This is a genomic window from Dactylosporangium sp. CA-139066 (genome assembly GCF_050936175.1).
In the GTDB taxonomy this organism is placed as follows: Bacteria; Actinomycetota; Actinomycetes; order Mycobacteriales; family Micromonosporaceae; genus Dactylosporangium.
Genome location: NZ_JBNJNH010000002.1, coordinates 2216558 through 2235055 on the forward strand (window position 1 = coordinate 2216558; position 18498 = coordinate 2235055).

Sequence of the window (18498 nt, forward strand, 5' to 3'; positions counted from 1 at the left end):
GATTCCACGATTCCCGGAGGTACCGATGACCAACACGGTCACGTTTCGCAACGCCCTGACCGACTCGACTCAGACGATCGAGGTGCAGCCCGGCCAGACGGTGCACCAGGCGGTCGCCAACGCCGGGTTCATCGCGACCGGCAACGACTTCAGCGTGCGTGACAAGGACGGCGTCGTCGTCGACAACCGTCCGGCCAGCGACTTCTCCGGCATGATGCTGTCGGTCGGCCTGCCCGGCGACGGCATCACCGGTGGCGGCATCTGAGCCCGGGATGGACAAGTACTCCCGCCAGCGGGGCCTCGTCGCCCAGGATCTGCTCGCCGACGCCGACGTCACCGTGCACGGCACCGGGCCCGCGCTGACGTACCTGCTGCAGTGCCTGGCGATGCTCGGCGTCGGCGCCCGGCACGGCCGGATCCGGCTGTGCCTGGACGACCGTGCGGTCGCCGAGCCGGACCTGGCCGACCAGTTCCTGCTGCGCGCCGAGGACCTCGGCCAGCCGCTCGCGGCGGCGCTGGCGGGCCGGATCGGCCGGCTCGACCCGGCGGTGACGGTCGAGGCCGGGCCGCCGCTGCCGACGGGCGTGGCGGTCGCCGTGCCCGCGGCCCACGAGGTCGAGCGGCTCGCCGGTCTTGGCGGCATCGCGGTCTACGGCCAGGTCCTGCCGACCGCGGTCCACGTAGGCCCGGAGGCCGTCGCGGGCGCCGGGCCGGCGAACGTGCTGACCGCCGCGCTGGCGACGGTGTGCGGCGGCCTGACCGCCCAGGCCGTCATCAACCGGATCGGCGCGCTCGTGTCCGGCCCGGCGGTGCTGTCGAGCTGGGTGGAGGAGCGGCTCTGGCTCAGCTACGGCGGCATCGGCCGCCGCGCGCTGGACGCGCGGACGCCGTTCCCGGTCCTGCGCGGGCTCCTGCAGGGCGACCCGGGCGAGCGCTTCCAGGTGCTCGTCGACGGCCGGCCCGTCGAGGCGCGGGTCACCACCGTCGTCGACGACGACAACGTCGTGGTGAGCCTGCCGGCCCGCACCGACGAGCCCGGGCGCGCCGTCGTGCGCCCGGTCCGGGCGCACGCCGTGCCGGTGCGGGCGCTGCGCTGGTCGCCGCTGGCCAACGAGGACGTCGCGCTGCCGGACCGGCTGGCGGCATCGCGGCTGCTCATGTGCGGCGCCGGTGCGCTCGGCAGCTGGGTCGGGGCGGTGCTGGCGGCCACGCCGTCGCACGGCCTGGACCTCACCGTCGTCGACATGGACGACGCCGTGGAGAACCACAACCTCAACCGCCAGGTGCTGTACGGGGTGGAGGACATCGGCCGGCCGAAGGCGACGCGGGCGGTGCAGCGTCTCGCCGAGATCAACCCGGCGATGCGCCTGCGGCCCGTGCAGACCGTGATCGCCCCCGAGCTCGAGGACCACCTGCTCGGCGAGGGGACGCGGCTCGAGATCGACGACCCGGACATCGCGGCCCAGCGGCGGCGCATCGACGAGCTGCGCGAGGCGCTGGCGGCCGCCGACGCCGTGCTGTCCTGCCCCGACAACCAGCAGACCCGCTGGGTGCTCAACCGGATCGCCGAGCGCCTCGGGGTGCCGTTCATCAACGGAGCGGTCGACGGGTTCGTCGGCCGGGTGCACGTCTGCGACCCCGCGGACAAGGGCCGCTGCCTCGTCTGCTGGCTCGGCACCGCGGTGGCTCAGGACCCGACCCGGCGCTCCTGCACCGACCTCGTCGGCCCGGCGCCGGTGCCGTCGATCGTCACCAGCGCCGCGATCATCGGCGGCATCCAGGCGGCGACGCTGATCGCCGAGCTCGCCGGGCACGCCGCCGCCGTCGCCCGCTTCCACGCCCTCGACGGGGCGGCCGGCACGCTGACCGGCTACCGCGCCGCCGACCGCGACCCCATGGAGTGCCCCGACCACCTGATCAAGAACAGTGAGGAGTTGACCCATGTCAGTCAGCCGTGAGGACTTCCACGTCGCGATCGGGATGTTCACGAGCCTGCAACCGCTCGCGACCGACCGCGACGGCCGGATCAGCGCGATCTCGGTGACCATCGGCGGCATCGAGGGCTCGTCGCCGAGGGCCACCAACCCGGTCTCCTACAAGGTGCTCGCCTCCGTGCAGAACCTGGAGGCCCAGCTGCCGACCATCTGGATCGCCTCGCCGGACGACAACAGCATCCGGCACGTCAACGTCTTCCGCGCCACCCAGGTCTGCCCCTTCACCGGCACGCGCCTGCCCACGCTGTGCTGGGGGACCACCCCGGGCGCGTGGCGGGGCACGTCGACGGCGAACCGGAAGCTCGCCAACCTGCTCGAGTCCGTGCGGCAGGTGCTCGCCCAGTCCAACCCGAACAGCGCCGCGCGCAGCTGAGATGGGCATCGGCGACGAGGCGGTGACCCGCCTGCGCGCGGAGTACCCCGACATCGGCGCGCTCGCGCGCCAGCCCGGGGTGCTGCCGCGGCCGGGCGGGTCACCGGACCGCTTCGGCGCCCGATCGGCGCCGGGCGGCGACCCGCCCGGCCCGGTGATGGCCGTGCGGCTGTCGATCGAGGGCGTGCGGGGCGGCCGGACCCCGGCCGCCGGCCTGCGCTGCCGGTACGTGCTGGTGGTCGACGTCTCGAAGCCGGCCGGCCGCATCCCGTCCATCTGGGTCCGCTCGCCCGCGGACCGCGACATCGAACACGTCAACATCTGGCCGGCGTCGCGCGAGTACTGCCCGTGGATGCGGGCGTGGCTGCCGAGCCTGTGCTGGAACACCTTCGCGGTGGGCTGGCACCAGGCGCCGCCCGCCCACCGGACCCTCGGCACGGTGCTCGAGTACGCCAAACAGCTCCTGAATACGGAGAATCATGAGAGCCCAGCCCGATGACCACGTGCCCACCGGCACGGGCCTGCTCACGCGCCCGGCGCTCGCCGGCGCCGTCACCTGGATGCTGTTCGTCGGTGCGCTGACGGTCACCTTCGCCGTCGCGTACGGGCGGGGCGACGCCCCGTCCCAGCGCGCGGCCGTCTACGCCCTGTCCATCGCGGTCGCCGTCGCGCTGCTGACCCTGCCGAGCGCGCTGCGCCGCCCGTCCGGCGCCCCGGCGGCGCTGCCCTGGCCGGACCGGGCGACCGTGCCGGTGTTCCTGCTGCTGCTCGCCGGGTCCGCCGCGCTGATCGGGGTCAGCGTGTCGCTGACCCTGGACGGCCGGCAGCTGGGGGCCTGGGCGCTGCTGCTGCCCGCGGCGGCCGGTCCGCTGCTGGTCCTGCTCGAGCGGCGGTCGGCGACCGCCCCGGCGCCGGAGGCCGGCGGCGCCGAAGAGGCCGAAGACGCCGGTGACGTTGAAGGCGTCGTCGACGACGCCGGTGACGTCGACGAAGTACCCGACGACATCGAAGCCATCGCGGACACCGACGAAGCCGAGGGAGCCCAGCTCGTGGAGGAGACGGACGTGCAGGAGCAGCCGGCCGAGCTCGAGGAGCGGGAGGAACGGGAGGAGCCGGAGGCCCGCGAGCTGATGCGGCAGGACTTCCTGCAGCGCCTGCGCGACGACCCGGCGGCGGTCGCGGTGGAGGCGGGGTGCTGGGCCACGCTGCTCCGGCGGCTCGACCCCGAGGCCGACGAGCAGGGCGGCGTCGCGCTGACGATCCAGGCGGAGGACACGCTGCTCGTGCTCGGCATGGTGTTCCCGGCCCAGGTGCGAGCCAGCGCCGTGCGGTGCGAGTTCTCGACCGACGAGGTGGACCGGGTGCGCCGCGGCGTCAACTCGGTCGCGGCGAAGATCGGCCTGCCGCCCGGCACCGTGAAGATGGCGTGGGTCCACACGCACCCGCGGATGGGCGTGTTCCTGTCCGCGACCGACCTGGCCACGTCGGCGAAGTGGCGCAGCCTCGATCCCGCGTTCCGGCCCATCGTCGTCGACGTCAGCCGGCCGCACCTGGAGGAGCAGATCGGCGTCTTCGACGGCGACGGACACAAGATCCTGCCGATCCGCACCGTCGGCGGCCTGATCGAGTACGGCCCCGCGCAGCGGCTGGCCGAGGCGATCGAGAACGTGTACCACGCCGAGCGCCGGCCGATTCCGCTGGTCCTGATCGGCCGCCCCGACCTCGAACCCGGCACCAACCCCAACCCCAGCCCCGAACCGGAGCCGTCCGAGCCGTCGGAGCCGCCGGTGGAGAACCTGGCGGCACCGGAGGGCGAGCACCCGGCGCCGGAGCCGGCGTCGGAGGGCCGGCATGCAGCCGACGCGTGAGCGGACCCCGCCGCCGCTGCAGCAGCGGACCGTGTCGTTCGACGCGGGCCTGGCGTGGACCCTGCTGCGCCACCTCGGCTCGGTCGGCCGCAACGAGCGGGGCGGCCTGCTGCTCGGCCGCCGGGACGCGACGAAGATCCGGGTGACGGCGGTGATCCTGCCGCCGCAGCGGGTGCAGGCGGCTGACCACTGCGTGTTCGACGTTCGGGCGATCGAGACCTTCCGCAACGCGACCGGGGTGCTGCAGTCCGAACGGCTGCGGCGCAACATCGCCACGATCGTCGGCTGGGTGCACACCCACCCCCGGCTCGGGCTCTTCCTGTCGCACATCGACGTGTCGACGTTCGGGCGGTGGCGCCAACTCGACGGTGAGGCCATCGCGGTCGTCCTCGACCCGTATCTCGGCCCGGGCGACCGGGACCGGATCGCGTTCTGGCGCTCGGAGACCCTCGAGGTGCCGGACCTGGGCGGCCAGCCGCCGAAGACGGAGAGCATCAAGTTTCCCGACGGCAGCGCGATCGCGAACGCCATCGCGCAGGTCGCGCCCACCGCCGGCGCCTGGGAGATCGTGACGCCCTGGAACGTGGTCAGCCTGTACACGCACGTGCGCCCCATCCCACCGAGCGGAGCCGACCGATGACCGCCGCCACCGTCCAGCGCACCCCCACGGACATCCACTACGGCAACTGCTTCAGCAGCGTGCCGGGGCTGCCGGCCGGCGCCCCGGTGCGCATCTGCGCGGGCGACGCGGTCATCTACTGCACGCTCGCCTGGGACCTGGGCAACCGCTTCGACCGGCCGGGCCGGGTCGCGCTGGACCGCTGGCAGTGCGAGGCGCTCGGGGTGGACCACGAGGACACGGCCGAGGTCGACCCGATCGAGCCGCAGCTCGTGCCGGCGGCCGACGCGGTCGAGCTGTCGGTGCTGCGATGGTCCGGCACGCCCGGCGAGCACCGCACCGGGCTGGTCGAGTTCCTGCGCAACGGGCGGTATCTGCTGTACCCGGGGCTGCGCTTCACGTACCGGCCGCTGGGCGGGCGCGACACGAGCGAGTACCGGATCGAGTCGGTGCACGCCGGCGGCGCCGCCGTCGGGGTGGCCACCGTCGGGCCGCACCTGACGACCGCGGTGCGCCGGCCGCAGGGCGTGGCCGACTGGCCGCCGACGTACGACGACGTCGGCGGGCACGACGAGGCCATCGCGCTGCTGCGCCGGGAGGTCGAGCTGCCGCTGCGCCGCCCGGCCGACCTGGCCGCGATCGGGGTCGACGCGCCGCCCGGGGTGCTGCTCTACGGGCCGCCCGGCACCGGCAAGACCCTGCTCGCCCGGGCCGTGAGCCACCACAGCGGCGTGCCGTTCACGCTGGTGAGCGGCTCGGAGCTGGCCGGGCGCCAGCCGCAGGAGGCCGAGACGGTCCTGCGCGCCGCGTTCGCGATGGAGGGCGACACGGGCCGGATCGTCGTCATCGACGACATCGACTACCTCGCCCCGGACCGGTCGGTGCCGCGGATGAACGGCGCGCTGCTGAGTATCCTGCAGCGGCTGCTCGACGAGCACCGCCGCCCGGTCGTCATCGCGACGACCAGCCGCCGCGACGACATCGACCCGGGGATCCGGCGGCTCGGCCGGCTGGGGCGGCAGATCGCGGTCGGCGCGCCCGGCGAGAGCGACCGCCGGGCGATCCTCATGGTCCACACGCGCGACCTCGCGCTGGGCTTCGGCGAGCAGGAGCGGGCCGAGCTCGTCACCGATTTGGCCCGGCGCACGGCCGGGTTCGTCGGCGCCGACCTCGAGGCGCTGTGCCACGAGGCCGGCCGGGTGGCGCTGCGCCGGGCGTTCCCGGCCGACGTACTCGAGTCGGCCAACCCGGTGCCGCAGGCGCCGCTGCAGATCCAGCGCGACGACTGGGAGGAGGCGCTCACGCTGGTGACGCCGTCGGCCATCGGCAGCCTGGTCTCGGAGATCCCGCCGACGACCTTCGCCGACGTGGCCGGGCTGCCGGACACGGTGGCCGAGCTGACCGAGCGGCTGATCCTGCCGCTGTCGCGGCCGCACGTCTTCGCCGCCGCGGGGCTGCGCATGGAGCGGGGCGTCCTGCTGTACGGCCCGCCGGGCACCGGCAAGACGCTGCTGGCCCGCGCGATCGCGCACGAGTGCGGTGCGCGGTTCATGTCGGTGCGCGGGCCCGAGCTGCTCACGAAGTGGTTCGGCGAGTCGGAGCAGGCCGTGCGGGACCTGTTCGAGCGCGCCCGCTCGGTCGCGCCCTGCGTGATCTTCTTCGACGAGATCGAGGCGATCGCCCGCCGCCGCACGGGCGGCGAGACCGACTCGGGGGCGGCCGATCGGGTGGTCAACCAGCTGCTGGCCGAGATCGACGGCCTCGTCGACCTCGGGCAGGTGTGCATCATCGGCGCCACCAACAACCCCGCCGGCATCGACGAGGCGATCCTGCGGCCGGGCCGGCTCGGCCTGCACATCGAGGTGCCGCTGCCGGACCAGGCCGGGCGCGAGGCGCTGTTCCGGATGTACCTCGACTCCGACGAACTGCGGGAGCGCTGCGCGGAGTACGCCGCGATGACCCCCGGCTCCTCGGGCGCGGACATCGCGATGATCGCCCGCGAGGCGCGGCTGGCCGCCCTGCGGCGCGTCGGCTTCGACTACGCGGAGCCGGTGCGGGACGAGGACGTGCTCGCCGGCATCCGCCGGCCCGGCCGGGCGCCCGCGCTCAGCTACGTCTGAACGCCGCCCGCGTGACGCCCCGGCCGCCGGGCCGGTCGGGGCGTCACCAGGTGGTGTGCAGGCCGGCCAGGAGGCTGCGGGCCTGGATGTTGAGGGAGTTGCTGTGCTCCAGCAGGTCGCTGACCTGGTGCAGGGTCATCCAGCGGTAGTTCTCCGGCACGTCGAGCGGGAAGTCGTGGCCGGCCCCGACGCCCGGCCGTCCGCGGCCCGGCCGCCGGAGCCGGCCGGGGCGCCACGGCATACGGTGTTGGCGTGGTCGTCGCCTCTCTCGAGATCGTCGCCGGGCTGTCGGACGCGAGCTTCCGCGCCGGCGCGGCCGGCGGGCGGGTGGTGAGCGCCGAGCTGCTGGCGAGCGTGCTGCTGTCGTGGCTCGGGGCGCCCGACATCCGGTGGGAGGTCGCGCCCGGCTTCGGGGCGTCGGGCGACGAGGTCCCCGACGAGGCCGAGGACGAGGTCGACGCCACGCTGCGCCTTGGCGCGTGGCGGGCCCGCGGCCGGCTGCGGCGCCGCCCGGGCGACGCGGTGCCGGCGTGGGACGAGCGGGTCCGGGTGGCGCTCGGCCGGGCCCTCGCCGCGGCCGGCGAGGGTGACATCCGCTACGTCGGCTACAAGCTGTTCCTGCGCTCGCTGCTGGCCGAGTGCGACTCGCCGGGGGAGTGGATGGAGTTCGTGCGCCGCTTCCACCTGCGCCCCGACGAGGAGTTCCTGGCCGACGGTACGCCGGACGCGCAGGGCTGCCTGCAGGCGCTGCACCGCTGCGGGCAGGTCACCGGCCCGGACGAGCCGGCCGGCGGGCGGGTGCGCGTCGCCGGCGCGCTGGAGCCGGCGCTACGGGCCGAGGCGACCCGCCAGGCGGTGCGCGGCGGCTGCGCGCTCGTCGGGCCGCCGCACCTGGTCATGGCGATGTGCGCGGTCGACTACGCGATGCGCCGCATCGGCGCCCGGTGGTCCGAGCCGGTCGCGGGGGTCAACGGCGGCGCGCGGGCGCTGGCCGCGGCCGGGGTCGGCTACCCCGAGCTGAAGGACTTCGCCATGGACCTCGAGGTCGAGCCGGCCGACCCGCCGCGCGGCGACCGCACGTGGCGGCCCGACCGGGAGAGCCCGCCGTTCTCGGCCGGCCTGCTGCAGGTGAGCCTGGACGCCGCGCGCCTGGCCGCCGACCTCGGGCACCGGGCCGTCGGGACGTCGCATCTGCTGTACGTCATCGCCTCCGACGCCGCCAACCCCGCCGCCCGCATGCTGGGCGCCTCCGGCGTCGACCCGGCCACGCTCGCCGTCCGGCTGGGCCAGGAGCTGGCGCCGTGACGTTCGCTTAAGCTTCGACGGTGACCGGGCGATTGTTGGCCATCAGCGACCTGCACGTCGGATACGCCGAGAACCGCGAGATCGTCGAAGCGATGCGCCCCACCCACGACGACGACTGGCTCATCGTCGCGGGCGACGTGGCCGAGCGCTTCGCCGACGTCATGTGGGCGCTGCGCCTGCTCGCCGGCCGCTTCGCCAAGGTGATCTGGGCCCCCGGCAACCACGAGCTGTGGACCCCGCGCGACGACCCGGAGCAGTCCCGCGGCGTGGCCCGCTATGAGCTGCTCGTCGAGGCCTGCCGCGCCGCGGGCGTCGTCACCCCCGAGGACCCGTACCCGCTGTGGCAGGACCGCGTGGCCGTCGCGCCGCTGTTCGTCCTGTACGACTACTCCTTCTGGCCGAAGGGCGCGACGTCGAGCGAGGAGGCGCTGGCGATGGCCCGCGCGGCCGGCGTCGTCGGCACCGACGAGGTCCTGCTGCACCCCGACCCCTACCCGGGCCGCGCCGAGTGGTGCCGGGACCGCGCGGAGTCGACGGAGCGGCGCCTGTCCGCGATCGGCGCGCCAACCGTGCTGGTGAATCACTTCCCGCTGGTCCGCGAGCCGACCGACATTCTGTGGTACCCCGAGTTCGCCCTCTGGTGCGGCACCACCCGCACGGCCGACTGGCCGGTCCGCTTCGGCGCCGAGGCGGTCGTCTACGGCCACCTCCACATCCCGCGCACGACGTGGCACGACGGCATCCGCCACGAGGAGGTCTCGGTCGGCTATCCCCGGGAGTGGCGCAAGCGCCCGACGCCACCGGGCCGCCTGCGCCCGGTGTTCCCATGACGAAAGGGCCGGCCGCGGTGTGCGGCCGGCCCTTTCGAGGCTGGATGCGTCAGCTGGAGGCGATGCCGTAGCCGGGCTCGCCGCCGTGGAACTCGGTGCCCTGGGCGAACGCGGAGTCGAAGCGCTGCTGGAGGGCGTCGAGCTCGCCGAACTCGGCCTGGTGGGCGTGCTCGGAGCCTTCGGCGGCGAAGACGTGGTCGTCGACGGACCCGTCGTGGCTGTAGTTGGTGTAGTCGTCCGACTCGTAGTGCACGGCCGGGCCCTGGTCGAACTCGGTGTGGTGCCCCTGCGAGAAGTCGGTCGAGGTGTCGGCGTGGTGGTCGTTCTCGTACACGCCGTACTGGTTGCCGTAGTCCGACTCCGAGCCGTGGGCCTGGTGCAGCTGGTCGAGACCCGCGTGCTCCTGACCGGCCTCGTAGTGGCCGTAGTCCACGTCGTGGCCGCCGTCGTACGAGCCGGTGTCGATGTCGCTCATCTGCTGTATCCCCTCGGAAGCTTCGCGTCGTCGCTGTTGACACCGACATTAGAAGCCGGCCGACGACGTCGAATCCCGGAAACGTGCCACCGCGGCGACTACGCGGGCCAGGTGCTCGTCGATGGCCTCGCCGGGCATCGGGCCCAGCACCAGCGGCGACAAGAGTATGTTCTGGCGATGAAACCGGGGCCGACGCGAGGGAACAGCCGTGAACTATGACGTCATCGTCGCCGGGCTCGGGGGTATGGGCAGCTCGGCCGCCTACCACCTCGCCGCGCGCGGGAAGCGCGTGCTCGGGCTGGAGCGGTTCGGGCCCGCACACGACCGCGGGGCGAGCCACGGCGGGTCGCGGATCACCCGGCAGTCGTACTTCGAGGACCCGGCCTACGTGCCGCTGCTGCTGCGCGCCTACGAGCTGTGGGAGCGGCTCGAGCGCGACTCCGGGCGGGACCTCATGACGCTCACCGGCGGCCTCATGATGGGCGCGCCCGACTCGGTGACCGTGGACGGCAGCCGGCGCAGTGCCGAGCAGTGGGGGCTGCCGCACGAGATGCTCGACGCCGCCGAGATCCGCCGCCGGTTCCCGGTGTTCCGGCCCGCGCCCGGCGACGTCGCCCTGTTCGAGGCCAAGGCCGGGCTGCTGCGGCCCGAGGCGGCCGTCGAGGCGAACCTCGCGCTGGCCGCCGGGCACGGCGCCGAGCTGCGCTTCCACGAGCCGGTGGAGGCGTGGAGCGAGGACGGCGAAGGGGTCACGGTGCGCACGGCCGCCGGCACGTACCGGGCCGGCGCCCTCGTGCTCTGCCCCGGCGCATGGGCGCCCGAGTTGCTGGCCGACCTCGGCGTGCCGATCGTCGTCACCCGGCAGGTGCAGTTCTGGTTCGCGCCCGAGGGCGGCATCGAGCCGTTCCGCCCCGAGGTGCAGCCGATCTTCATCTGGGAGGGGCCGGCGGACACGCAGGTGTACGGGTTCCCGGCGCTCGACGGGCCCGACGGCGGGATCAAGGTCGCGTTCTTCCGCGGCGGCGAGGCCACCACTCCCGAGACGATCGACCGGTCGATCCGGCCCGCGGAGATCGAGGAGGTCGCCGCCCACCTGGCCACCCGCGTGCCGGCCGCGGCCGGGCGCTACCTGCGCGGCAAGACCTGCATGTACGCCAACGCCCCCGACAAGCACTTCGTCGTCGGCCGCCACCCCGCGCACGAGCGGGTCACCGTGGCCTGCGGCTTCTCCGGGCACGGCTTCAAGTTCGTGCCCGTCGTCGGCGAGATCCTGGCCGACCTCGCGCTGACCGGCGAGACCGCCCACCCCATCGCGCTCTTCGACCCTGGGCGCCCGTAAGCGCACCGGCGGACGCCTCGGGAGACGCGCGCAGAGTTCGCCGCGACCGCCACGGCGCTGCTCATCCGGTCGGTGGGCGTCTCGCTGCTCGGTCACCCGCTGCGGATCGCGGCGAAAGGCATCGCTCGACACCGGTCCGGCCGCCGTGATCAGGTCGCCCTGCCCGCCCTGCCCGCCGTGCTGGCCGGCTGGGCCGCGCTGGCGCTGCTGGAACGTCTCACCCGCCGGGCTCGCCCGTCTGAGCCGCCCTCACGGCAGCCGTCCTACCGGTGTCGCTGGTGCCGGTCGGCGGGCCGGGGCTCGACGCGCTCACCCGCGCAACACTCGCGGCGATGCACATCGGCGTCGCCGCGATCGTCATGCCGGTGCTGCTACGGACGAGCCCATGGCGACGGCCGCCGCCGGGCTGAACCGGGGCGGGCTACTGGATGGGGTCGTCGTCCGGCTCGCTGGGCCGGAACGCGGCGCTGGGGGACTCGTCGTCGGGGTGCCGGTCGCCGCTCAGCTCGTGCTGCAGGGCGTCGAGGTCAGTGGGTGGGCTGAAGTACTTCAGCTCGCGAGCGATCCTGGCCTGCTTGGCTTTCGCGCGTCCGCGTCCCATGGCTTCCCCCCGGGTCAGTTGTTGCCGCCGCAACGTGGAGTCCGTTCGTGCCATCCAGAGTACCGAACCTCCGCACTTTCCGGCGACCGCCGATCCCGGGCACCAAGGTCCGGCGGTGGCACGTTTCCGGGATTCGACGTCGTCGGCCGGCTTCTAATGTCGGTGTCAACAGCGACGACGTGAAGCTTCCGAGGGGATACAGCAGATGAGCGACATCGACACCGGCTCGTACGACGGCGGCCACGACGTGGACTACGGCCACTACGAGGCCGGTCAGGAGCACGCGGGTCTCGACCAGCTGCACCAGGCCCACGGCTCGGAGTCGGACTACGGCAACCAGTACGGCGTGTACGAGAACGACCACCACGCCGACACCTCGACCGACTTCTCGCAGGGTCACCACACCGAGTTCGACCAGGGCCCGGCCGTGCACTACGAGTCGGACGACTACACCAACTACAGCCACGACGGCTCTGTCGACGACCACGTCTTCGCCGCCGAAGGCTCCGAGCACGCCCACCAGGCCGAGTTCGGCGAGCTCGACGCCCTCCAGCAGCGCTTCGACTCCGCCTTCGCCCAGGGCACCGAGTTCCACGGCGGCGAGCCCGGCTACGGCATCGCCTCCAGCTGACAACCGGACCTCAGAAGAGCCGGCCGCGCATGCGGCCGGCTCTTCGCACGTATGGGCCCGTGACCAGCGCGGCCAGCCAGGGCGGGGCCCACGCGTAGGGCGGCCAGCCGCCCGTCGTGATCTGGAACACATGCACGACGCCGCCGTACGACAGCACCGCGATCAGCGCGGCCACGATGTAGCGTGCGCCGCGCGGCGGGGGCGCGTGGGCCTCGTCGGGCATGCGCGGATTCTCGTACATTGCGGGGGATGACGGCGGAGTACCGGAACCGGCAGGCGGACACGTTCGACCACGAGCCCGATCACGGGCTGCTCGATCCCGGCGTCCGGGCGGCGTGGCGGACGGTGCTGCCGCTGATCAGAGCGCCGCCGCTGGTCGGAGCGCCGCCGCTGATCAGAGCGCCGTCAGGATGACCGGGCCGTCGTCGGTGACGGCGATCGTGTGCTCCCAGTGCGCGGCCCGCGAACCATCCACAGTGGACACCGTCCAGCCGTCGCGCTGCAGGCGGTGGCGGTCGGAGCCGCTCTCCACGACCATCGGCTCGATGGCCAGAACCAGGCCGGGGCGCAGGGCCAGGCCGCGGCCGGGGCGGCCCTCGTTGGGGACGTGCGGGTCCTCGTGCATCGCGGTGCCGACGCCGTGGCCGCCGTAGCCGGTGGGCATGCCGTAGCCGGCGGCGCGGCAGACGGTCTGCACCGCGTACGAGATGTCGCCGAGGCGGTTGCCGGGGCGGGCGGCGGCGATGCCGGCCTCCAGGGCCGCGCGGCAGACGTCGGAGAGGCGCTGGGCGGCCTCGTCGATCTCGCCGATGCCGATGGTGACGGCGGAGTCGCCGTGGTAGCCGTCGATGTGCGCGCCGAAGTCGATCGACAGCAGGTCGCCGGGGGACAGGCGGCGGGCGTCCGGGATGCCGTGGACGATCGCCTCGTTGACCGACAGGCACAGGACCGCCGGATACGGGATCGGGGCGAACGACGGGTGGTAGTGCAGGAACGAGCTCTTCGCGCCGTTGGCGGCGAGCATCTCGCGGGCCAGGTCGTCGAGCTCCTGCAGGGTGACGCCCGGGGCCGCCGCCTCGCTCACCGCCTTGAGGGTCTGCGCGACCACCCGGCCGGCCTCGCGCATGGTCGCCAGCTCCGACGCGCTCTTGAGTACCACCATGCCGCAGATTCTAATACCAGGATTATCATCGTCCACATGGTGCGGAACCCGCTGACCGATGACGAGCGGCACCGGGGGCTGGTGCTGGGGCGCGTGCTGCAGCAGGCGCGCGGTGCGCGCAGCGCGGCGGCGGTCGCGCTCGAGGCCGGGATCTCGCTCGACACCCTGCGCAAGATCGAGCGCGGGGCGATCGCCACGCCGGCGTTCTTCACCGTCGCGGCGCTCGCGCGGGTGCTCGGCCTCGACCTGTCCGCGCTGGCCGAGGCGGTGGCCGACGACCTGTCCGCGCTCGCCGAGGCGGTGGCCGAGGACCGGAAGCAGGCCGGAACCCGGGTGGCGTAGGCCGGCCGTGGTGCTGTGGGAGCGCGAGGCCGCGCTGGCCGAGCTCGACGGGCTGCGTCGCGCCGGCGGGCGGATCGCGCTCGTCGCCGGCGAGGCCGGCATCGGCAAGTCCAGCCTGGTGCGCGCGTTCGCCGGCGCGCAGCCCGACCGCGTGTGGTGGGGCGCGTGCGACCCGCTCGTCACCCCGCGGGCGCTCGGGCCGCTGCACGACATCGGCCGGGTCGCCGGCGGGGCGCTCGCCGCCGCCCTCGCCGTGCAGGAGCCGCCGGCCCGGCTCTTCGCGGCGCTGCTCGACGCGCTGGAGCGGTCCCGGCGCGCGCCCGTCCTCGTGGTCGAGGACCTGCACTGGGCCGACGCGGCCACGCTCGACGTGCTCGTGCTCCTCGCGCGGCGCATCGACCGGCTCGGGGCGCTGCTCGTGCTCACGTACCGCGACGACGAGGCCGCCGGCCACCCGCTGACCGCCGCGCTGGCCGCGTTCCCGCGCGACGTCGTGCGGCGCGTCGCCCTGCCGCGGCTGTCCCAGGCGTGCGTGGCCGAGCAGGCGGCGCGCTCCGGCCGCGACCCCGCCGCGGTGTACGCGCTGACCGGGGGCAATCCGCTGCTCGTCACCGAGGTGCTGAGCAGCGGGGACCCGGCCGGCGGCGCCGTGGCCGGGCTCATCCTGACCCGGCTCGCGCGGCTGGAGCCGCCGGCCCGCGACCTCGCCGAGCTCGCCGCCGTCCTGCAACGCCTCGACGTGCCCGGCGACGGGCCGGAGCCCGCGCTGGTCGACCGCTGCGTGGCCGGGGGCGTGCTCGTGGCCGTCGACGGCGGCGTGGGGTACAAGCACGAGCTCCTGCGCCGCAGCGTCGAGGACGCCCTGCCGCCGGGGCGCCGCCGCGCGCTGCACCGGCGGGCGATGCGCCGCCTCGCCGAGGCCGGGGGCGCCGACCCGGCGAGACTGGCGCACCACGCCGCGCTTTCCGGGGACAAGACCATGCTGCTGCGGTACTCCGGGATGGCCGCCGAGGCCGCCGCCGCACAGGGCGCGCATCGCGAGGCGGCCGCGCACTACCGCGCGATCCTGTCCGCCCAGGCGCACACCGGCGCCGCGTACGCGGACCTGCTGGAGGCGTTCGCGTTCCAGGCGTACCTGGCCGGGATCGCCACCGACGCCCTCGACGCGCGCCGGCGCGCCGCCGCGGAGCGCCGCCGCCTCGGCGATCCCGAGCGCGAGGGGGCGAACGAGCGCTGGATCTCGCGACTGGCGTGGTGGAACGGCGACGCCGCGCAGGCCCGGGCGGCGGCCGAGCGGGCCGTGGACATCCTGCGGGAGGCGCCGCCCGGGCGGGAGCTCGCGATGGCGCACAGCAACCGCGCCCAGCTGCACATGCTCGCCTTCGAGGTGGACGCGGCGATCGACTGGGGCACCCGCGCGGCCGCGCTGGCCGAGCGCCTCGGCGACGTCGAGACCGCCGTGCACGCCGCGACCAACGTCGAGACCGCCCGCCACCAGCGCGGCGACCCCGCCGACGCGGGCGCCGCCGAGGAGCTGCGCCGCCTGCACGAGCGCGCGGCCGCGGCCGGCCTCGTCGACCACGCCGCCCGGGCCCTCGTCAACCGGGCGGCCGTCGCCATGTGGATCGGCGACGACCTGGCCTGGACCGCAGAGGCGCTGGAGGCGGCGCTGCGGTACGCGACCGGGAGCGACCTGGAGGGCTACGTGCAGTACCTGCTCGGCGTCCGCGCGTGCGTGCGCGTCGAGCGGTGCGACTGGGAGGGCGCGCTGTGCGACGCCGACGAGTCGCTGTCGTACGCCACCCACATCGGCGTCGCGCCCCTGCCCGCCTACGTCGCGCGCGGGCGCGTGCAGTCCGGCCGCGGCGACCCCGCCGCCGAGGCCACCCTGGACCGCGCCCTGGAGCTGGCGCTGGGCACCGGGGAGGTGCAGCGCATCGGCCCGGTGGCGATCGCCCGCGCCGAGCACTTCCTGTTCAACGGCGCCCCCGAGCGGGCCGCCGAGGAGGCGCGCCGCGGGCTGGGGCTGGCGGTGTCGGTCGGGCACAGCAGGTACACCCGGGAAATCGCTTATCGTCTTTGGCTGGCCACCGGCGAACCGCTCCCGCCCGGCGGCGGCCCCTTCGCGGACCTCGTGGCCGGAAAGTGGGCGGCGGCGGCCGAGGCGTGGCACCGCGGCGGGCGGCCGCTCATGCGCGTCCACGCCCTCGCGGCCGGCGACGCCGCGGCCGCCGGCGAGGCGCTCGCGACGCTCGAGTCGCTCGGCGCCCGCTCGGCCGCGCAGTGGCTGCGCGCCCGGCTGCGGCAACGGGGCGTGACGGGCGTGCCGCGCGGCCCGCGGGCGTCGACGGCCGCGAACGCCGCCGGGCTGACCGGCCGCCAGGGCGAGGTGCTGCGCCTGCTGGCCGAGGGCCTGTCCAACGCCGACATCGCGGCGCGCCTGACGCTGTCGGAGAAGACCGTCCAGCACCACGTCTCGGCGATCCTCGCGAAGCTCTCCGTGCCGTCGCGCGCCCAGGCCGCCGCCGCGGCCCGCCGGCTGGGCCTCGACTAGCGATATCTTCGTCGGGTGACCCGCACCGGCGCCGTCGACGTGCACTACCCCGAGACCGGCGGCGGACGCGCCGCCCTCGTCGTCGGCGCGGCGCCCACGTTTCCGTCCATTGTGGAGGAGCGGGTGTGCTGGCTGGACGAGGTCGCGCCGTACGAGCCCGGAAGCTTCTACAAGCGCGAGCTCCCGGCGATCCACGCGGTGCTGGCCGGCGTCGCCCCGGTCGAGCTGCTGATCGTCGACGGCTACGTCGACCTCGACGCCGAGGGCCGCCCCGGCCTCGGCGCGCACGTCCACGACGAGCTGGGCCTGCCGGTCATCGGCGTGGCGAAGACGTCGTTCCGCACCGCGACGCACGCCGCGTCGGTGGTGCGCGGCGCGGCCGCGAAGCCCTTGTACGTCACGGCCGTGGGCCTCCCGCTGGCCGATGCCGCCGAGTACGTCCGCACGATGACCGGAGCGTTCCGCCTCCCCGACGCCTTGCGCAGAGTGGATGCCCTGGCCCGGGGCCGCGGGTAGCCTGACGGAGCGCGAAGACCGGCCCTTCTGGGTCGCCGTGCTTGAGGAGCGCTTCCCGGACGGCACCGTGCGGGCCGTCGGGCACGTCTTCGGCGCCGAGCCGACCAACCCGGAGCTCTACGAGTTCCTGCTCCGCCACGGCACCGCCCTGCTGCGCCGGGTCGACCGGGCCGCCGCCGCGGGGGACGCGCCGCGGGTCGACCTCGGGGGGCGAAGGCCGAGGATCGCCGGGCGAAGCGGCAACTGAAATGGTCCGCGAGTTGAGCGGGGCCTTAACAGCACTTGCGGAGGCATCGACGACGCTGTACTTTCCTGTCACAACGCTTAACTTTGTTAACAGTTAGCGTACACGTCCGCACGTGTTCGTGGAGGGGTCCATGAAACGCAAAACCCTCGTCCCCCTCGCGCTGACCGCCGTCGCTACCGTCGGTGCGACGATCTTCGGCGTGATCAACGCGCAGTCCGCCAGTGCCGCGTTGACAAGCAACTGGTACGCCTCGGCGCCGTACCTCATGCCGTTCGACAACAGCCCGCCCGACGCCGTCGAGGTCATGAACGCGACCGGCCAGAAGGCATTCCAGCTCGCATTCATCCTCGCGCCCAACGGCGGCGGCTGTACCCCGACCTGGGACGGCACCCGCGCGGTGTCCTCCGACACCGACGCGGCCAACCTCATCTCCCGCATCCGCGCCAACGGCGGCGACGTCAGCGTCTCCATCGGCGGCTACGGCGGCACCAAGCTCGGCCAGACCTGTGGCACGCCGGCCGCGACCGCCGCCGCGTACCAGCAGGTGGTCACGAAGTACGGGCTGAAGGCGATCGACTTCGACCTCGAGGAGCCGGAGTACGAGAACGCCGCGGCCGTGCACAACGAGCTCGGCGCGGCGCAGATCCTGCAGCAGAACAACCCCGGCCTGTACGTCTCGGTGACCACGGCCGGCACCGCGGCCGGGACCGGGTGGTTCGGCACGCAGATGCTCAACGACGCCAAGAGCCTCGGCTTCACCCCGAACAACTACTCGATCATGCCGTTCGACGGCGGCTTCAACGGCGCGTCGGCGCAGACCAGCGCGCTCGAGGCGTTCCACGGCATCCTGATGAACACCTTCGGCTGGGACAGCGCCACCGCGTACGCCCACGAGGGCGTCTCGATGATGAACGGCCGCAGCGACGCCGGCGAGTACTTCCGCCAGGCCGACTTCCAGACGGTCCTGGACTACGCGACCTCGCACCACCTGGCGCGGTACACGTACTGGTCGGTCAACCGCGACCGCCAGTGCGCCGACCCGAACCAGAGCACGACGTCGGGCACCTGCAGCAGCGTGCCGCAGACGGCGTGGGAGTTCACGAAGTACACGGCGCGGTTCGCGGGCGCTACGCCGCCCACCAGCATCCCGCCGACCACGAGCAAGCCGCCGACCAGCACGCCGCCGACCGGCTCGTGCACCGCGCCGGCCTGGGTGTCGACCACCGCGTACACCGGCGGCGCCCTCGTGTCCTACAACGGCCACACCTGGAAGGCCGCGTGGTGGACGCAGGGCGAGACGCCGGGCACGGCGAGCGTCTGGGTCGACCAGGGCACCTGTGGCGGTGGCGGCACCACCCAGCCGCCGACCTGCCCGCCGGCCTGGAACTCGGGCACGGCCTACAACGGCGGCGCGACGGTCTCCTACGGCGGTCACAAGTGGACCGCCAAGTGGTGGACCCAGGGCGACATCCCCGGTAACAACTCGCAGAACGTCTGGACCGACAACGGAGCCTGCTGAGGT

The 18498-nt window shown here is 74.3% G+C and carries 22 protein-coding genes and 1 pseudogene; 18 read left to right on the forward strand and 5 right to left on the reverse strand.

The features are described 5' to 3' along the window. The first annotated feature begins 25 nt into the window (after positions 1-25). Genes ACQEVU_RS55005 through ACQEVU_RS55035 form a run of 7 tightly spaced genes read left to right on the forward strand, consistent with a single transcriptional unit; the run spans position 26 to position 6974 of the window. Positions 26-265 carry a hypothetical protein gene (locus ACQEVU_RS55005; protein ID WP_433339163.1) on the forward strand — a complete coding sequence of 80 codons (240 nt, stop codon included), beginning with the start codon at positions 26-28 and terminating at the stop codon, positions 263-265. Beyond that, positions 252-1958 (forward strand): ThiF family adenylyltransferase, encoded by a 1707-nt coding sequence (locus ACQEVU_RS55010; protein ID WP_433339165.1) that lies wholly within the window; start codon positions 252-254, stop codon positions 1956-1958. Before ACQEVU_RS55005 ends, ACQEVU_RS55010 begins: the two co-directional genes overlap by 14 nt. Further along, positions 1942-2367, forward strand: coding sequence for a hypothetical protein (locus ACQEVU_RS55015; protein ID WP_433339167.1), 426 nt, complete (start codon positions 1942-1944; stop codon positions 2365-2367). Before ACQEVU_RS55010 ends, ACQEVU_RS55015 begins: the two co-directional genes overlap by 17 nt. 1 nt (position 2368) lies before the next feature. Further along, positions 2369-2866, forward strand: a complete 498-nt coding sequence (locus tag ACQEVU_RS55020) for a hypothetical protein (protein ID WP_433339169.1) — start codon at positions 2369-2371, stop codon at positions 2864-2866. Continuing rightward, positions 2847-4235 (forward strand): hypothetical protein, encoded by a 1389-nt coding sequence (locus ACQEVU_RS55025; protein ID WP_433339171.1) that lies wholly within the window; start codon positions 2847-2849, stop codon positions 4233-4235. The genes ACQEVU_RS55020 and ACQEVU_RS55025 overlap by 20 nt, the downstream gene beginning before the upstream one ends. Then, a complete protein-coding gene (locus tag ACQEVU_RS55030; protein ID WP_433339173.1) occupies positions 4219-4875 on the forward strand; it encodes a Mov34/MPN/PAD-1 family protein in 657 nt (218 codons plus the stop codon). The genes ACQEVU_RS55025 and ACQEVU_RS55030 overlap by 17 nt, the downstream gene beginning before the upstream one ends. Continuing rightward, on the forward strand, positions 4872-6974 hold the full coding sequence (locus tag ACQEVU_RS55035; protein ID WP_433339175.1) for an AAA family ATPase: 2103 nt from the start codon (positions 4872-4874) through the stop codon (positions 6972-6974). Before ACQEVU_RS55030 ends, ACQEVU_RS55035 begins: the two co-directional genes overlap by 4 nt. A gap of 43 nt (positions 6975-7017) precedes the next feature. On the opposite strand, the gene ACQEVU_RS55040 is transcribed toward ACQEVU_RS55035, so the two are convergent. Further along, positions 7018-7215, reverse strand: a complete 198-nt coding sequence (locus ACQEVU_RS55040; protein ID WP_433339177.1) for an NDP-hexose 2,3-dehydratase family protein — start codon at positions 7213-7215, stop codon at positions 7018-7020. Positions 7216-7226: 11 nt separating this feature from the next. Between ACQEVU_RS55040 and ACQEVU_RS55045 the strand changes: the two genes are divergently transcribed. Further along, positions 7227-8279, forward strand: a complete 1053-nt coding sequence (locus ACQEVU_RS55045; protein WP_433339179.1) for a Clp protease N-terminal domain-containing protein — start codon at positions 7227-7229, stop codon at positions 8277-8279. Between the two features lie 20 nt (positions 8280-8299). Beyond that, the gene (locus ACQEVU_RS55050) at positions 8300-9109 is read left to right on the forward strand and encodes a metallophosphoesterase family protein (RefSeq protein ID WP_433339181.1); all 810 of its coding nucleotides are present in this window, start codon (positions 8300-8302) and stop codon (positions 9107-9109) included. 49 nt (positions 9110-9158) lie between these two features. On the opposite strand, the gene ACQEVU_RS55055 is transcribed toward ACQEVU_RS55050, so the two are convergent. Then, on the reverse strand, positions 9159-9584 hold the full coding sequence (locus ACQEVU_RS55055; protein WP_433339183.1) for a hypothetical protein: 426 nt from the start codon (positions 9582-9584) through the stop codon (positions 9159-9161). A 208-nt stretch (positions 9585-9792) separates the two neighbouring features. Here ACQEVU_RS55055 and solA point away from each other — a divergent pair, with 208 nt between their 5' ends. Together solA and ACQEVU_RS55065 are read left to right on the forward strand one after the other, a co-directional pair. Next, a complete protein-coding gene (solA, locus tag ACQEVU_RS55060) occupies positions 9793-10923 on the forward strand; it encodes an N-methyl-L-tryptophan oxidase (protein WP_433339185.1) in 1131 nt (376 codons plus the stop codon). 257 nt (positions 10924-11180) lie between these two features. Continuing rightward, positions 11181-11333 (forward strand): annotated as a pseudogene (locus ACQEVU_RS55065) (DUF6069 family protein); the annotation flags it as partial. Between the two features lie 11 nt (positions 11334-11344). Here ACQEVU_RS55065 and ACQEVU_RS55070 read toward each other — a convergent pair. Further along, the gene (locus ACQEVU_RS55070) at positions 11345-11524 is read right to left on the reverse strand and encodes a DUF3073 domain-containing protein (protein WP_433339187.1); all 180 of its coding nucleotides are present in this window, start codon (positions 11522-11524) and stop codon (positions 11345-11347) included. A gap of 205 nt (positions 11525-11729) precedes the next feature. On the opposite strand from ACQEVU_RS55070, the gene ACQEVU_RS55075 reads away from it, so the two are divergent. Next, positions 11730-12155: a hypothetical protein gene (locus tag ACQEVU_RS55075; RefSeq protein ID WP_433339183.1), complete on the forward strand. Its 426-nt coding sequence runs from the start codon at positions 11730-11732 to the stop codon at positions 12153-12155. 10 nt (positions 12156-12165) lie between these two features. Here the strand turns inward: ACQEVU_RS55075 and ACQEVU_RS55080 are convergent, their stop codons facing one another. Continuing rightward, entirely contained in the window at positions 12166-12378 is a 213-nt protein-coding gene (locus ACQEVU_RS55080; RefSeq protein WP_433339189.1) for a hypothetical protein, read from the reverse strand. Between the two features lie 26 nt (positions 12379-12404). On the opposite strand from ACQEVU_RS55080, the gene ACQEVU_RS55085 reads away from it, so the two are divergent. Continuing rightward, entirely contained in the window at positions 12405-12569 is a 165-nt protein-coding gene (locus tag ACQEVU_RS55085) for a hypothetical protein (protein ID WP_433339191.1), read from the forward strand. Here ACQEVU_RS55085 and map read toward each other — a convergent pair. After that, positions 12550-13317, reverse strand: a complete 768-nt coding sequence (map, locus tag ACQEVU_RS55090) for a type I methionyl aminopeptidase (protein ID WP_433339193.1) — start codon at positions 13315-13317, stop codon at positions 12550-12552. The genes ACQEVU_RS55085 and map overlap by 20 nt on opposite strands. A gap of 36 nt (positions 13318-13353) precedes the next feature. Between map and ACQEVU_RS55095 the strand changes: the two genes are divergently transcribed. The 5 genes from ACQEVU_RS55095 (at position 13354) to ACQEVU_RS55115 (ending at position 18495) form a co-directional block, all read left to right on the forward strand. Further along, positions 13354-13659 carry a helix-turn-helix domain-containing protein gene (locus ACQEVU_RS55095; RefSeq protein WP_433339195.1) on the forward strand — a complete coding sequence of 102 codons (306 nt, stop codon included), beginning with the start codon at positions 13354-13356 and terminating at the stop codon, positions 13657-13659. Positions 13660-13669: 10 nt separating this feature from the next. After that, entirely contained in the window at positions 13670-16213 is a 2544-nt protein-coding gene (locus ACQEVU_RS55100; RefSeq protein ID WP_433339197.1) for an ATP-binding protein, read from the forward strand. Positions 16214-16228: 15 nt separating this feature from the next. Continuing rightward, the gene (locus tag ACQEVU_RS55105; protein WP_433339199.1) at positions 16229-16729 is read left to right on the forward strand and encodes an endonuclease V; all 501 of its coding nucleotides are present in this window, start codon (positions 16229-16231) and stop codon (positions 16727-16729) included. Next, on the forward strand, positions 16704-16976 hold the full coding sequence (locus ACQEVU_RS55110) for a DUF2992 family protein (RefSeq protein ID WP_433339201.1): 273 nt from the start codon (positions 16704-16706) through the stop codon (positions 16974-16976). The genes ACQEVU_RS55105 and ACQEVU_RS55110 overlap by 26 nt, the downstream gene beginning before the upstream one ends. A gap of 130 nt (positions 16977-17106) precedes the next feature. Beyond that, positions 17107-18495, forward strand: a complete 1389-nt coding sequence (locus tag ACQEVU_RS55115) for a chitinase (protein ID WP_433339203.1) — start codon at positions 17107-17109, stop codon at positions 18493-18495. Positions 18496-18498 lie beyond the last annotated feature (3 nt).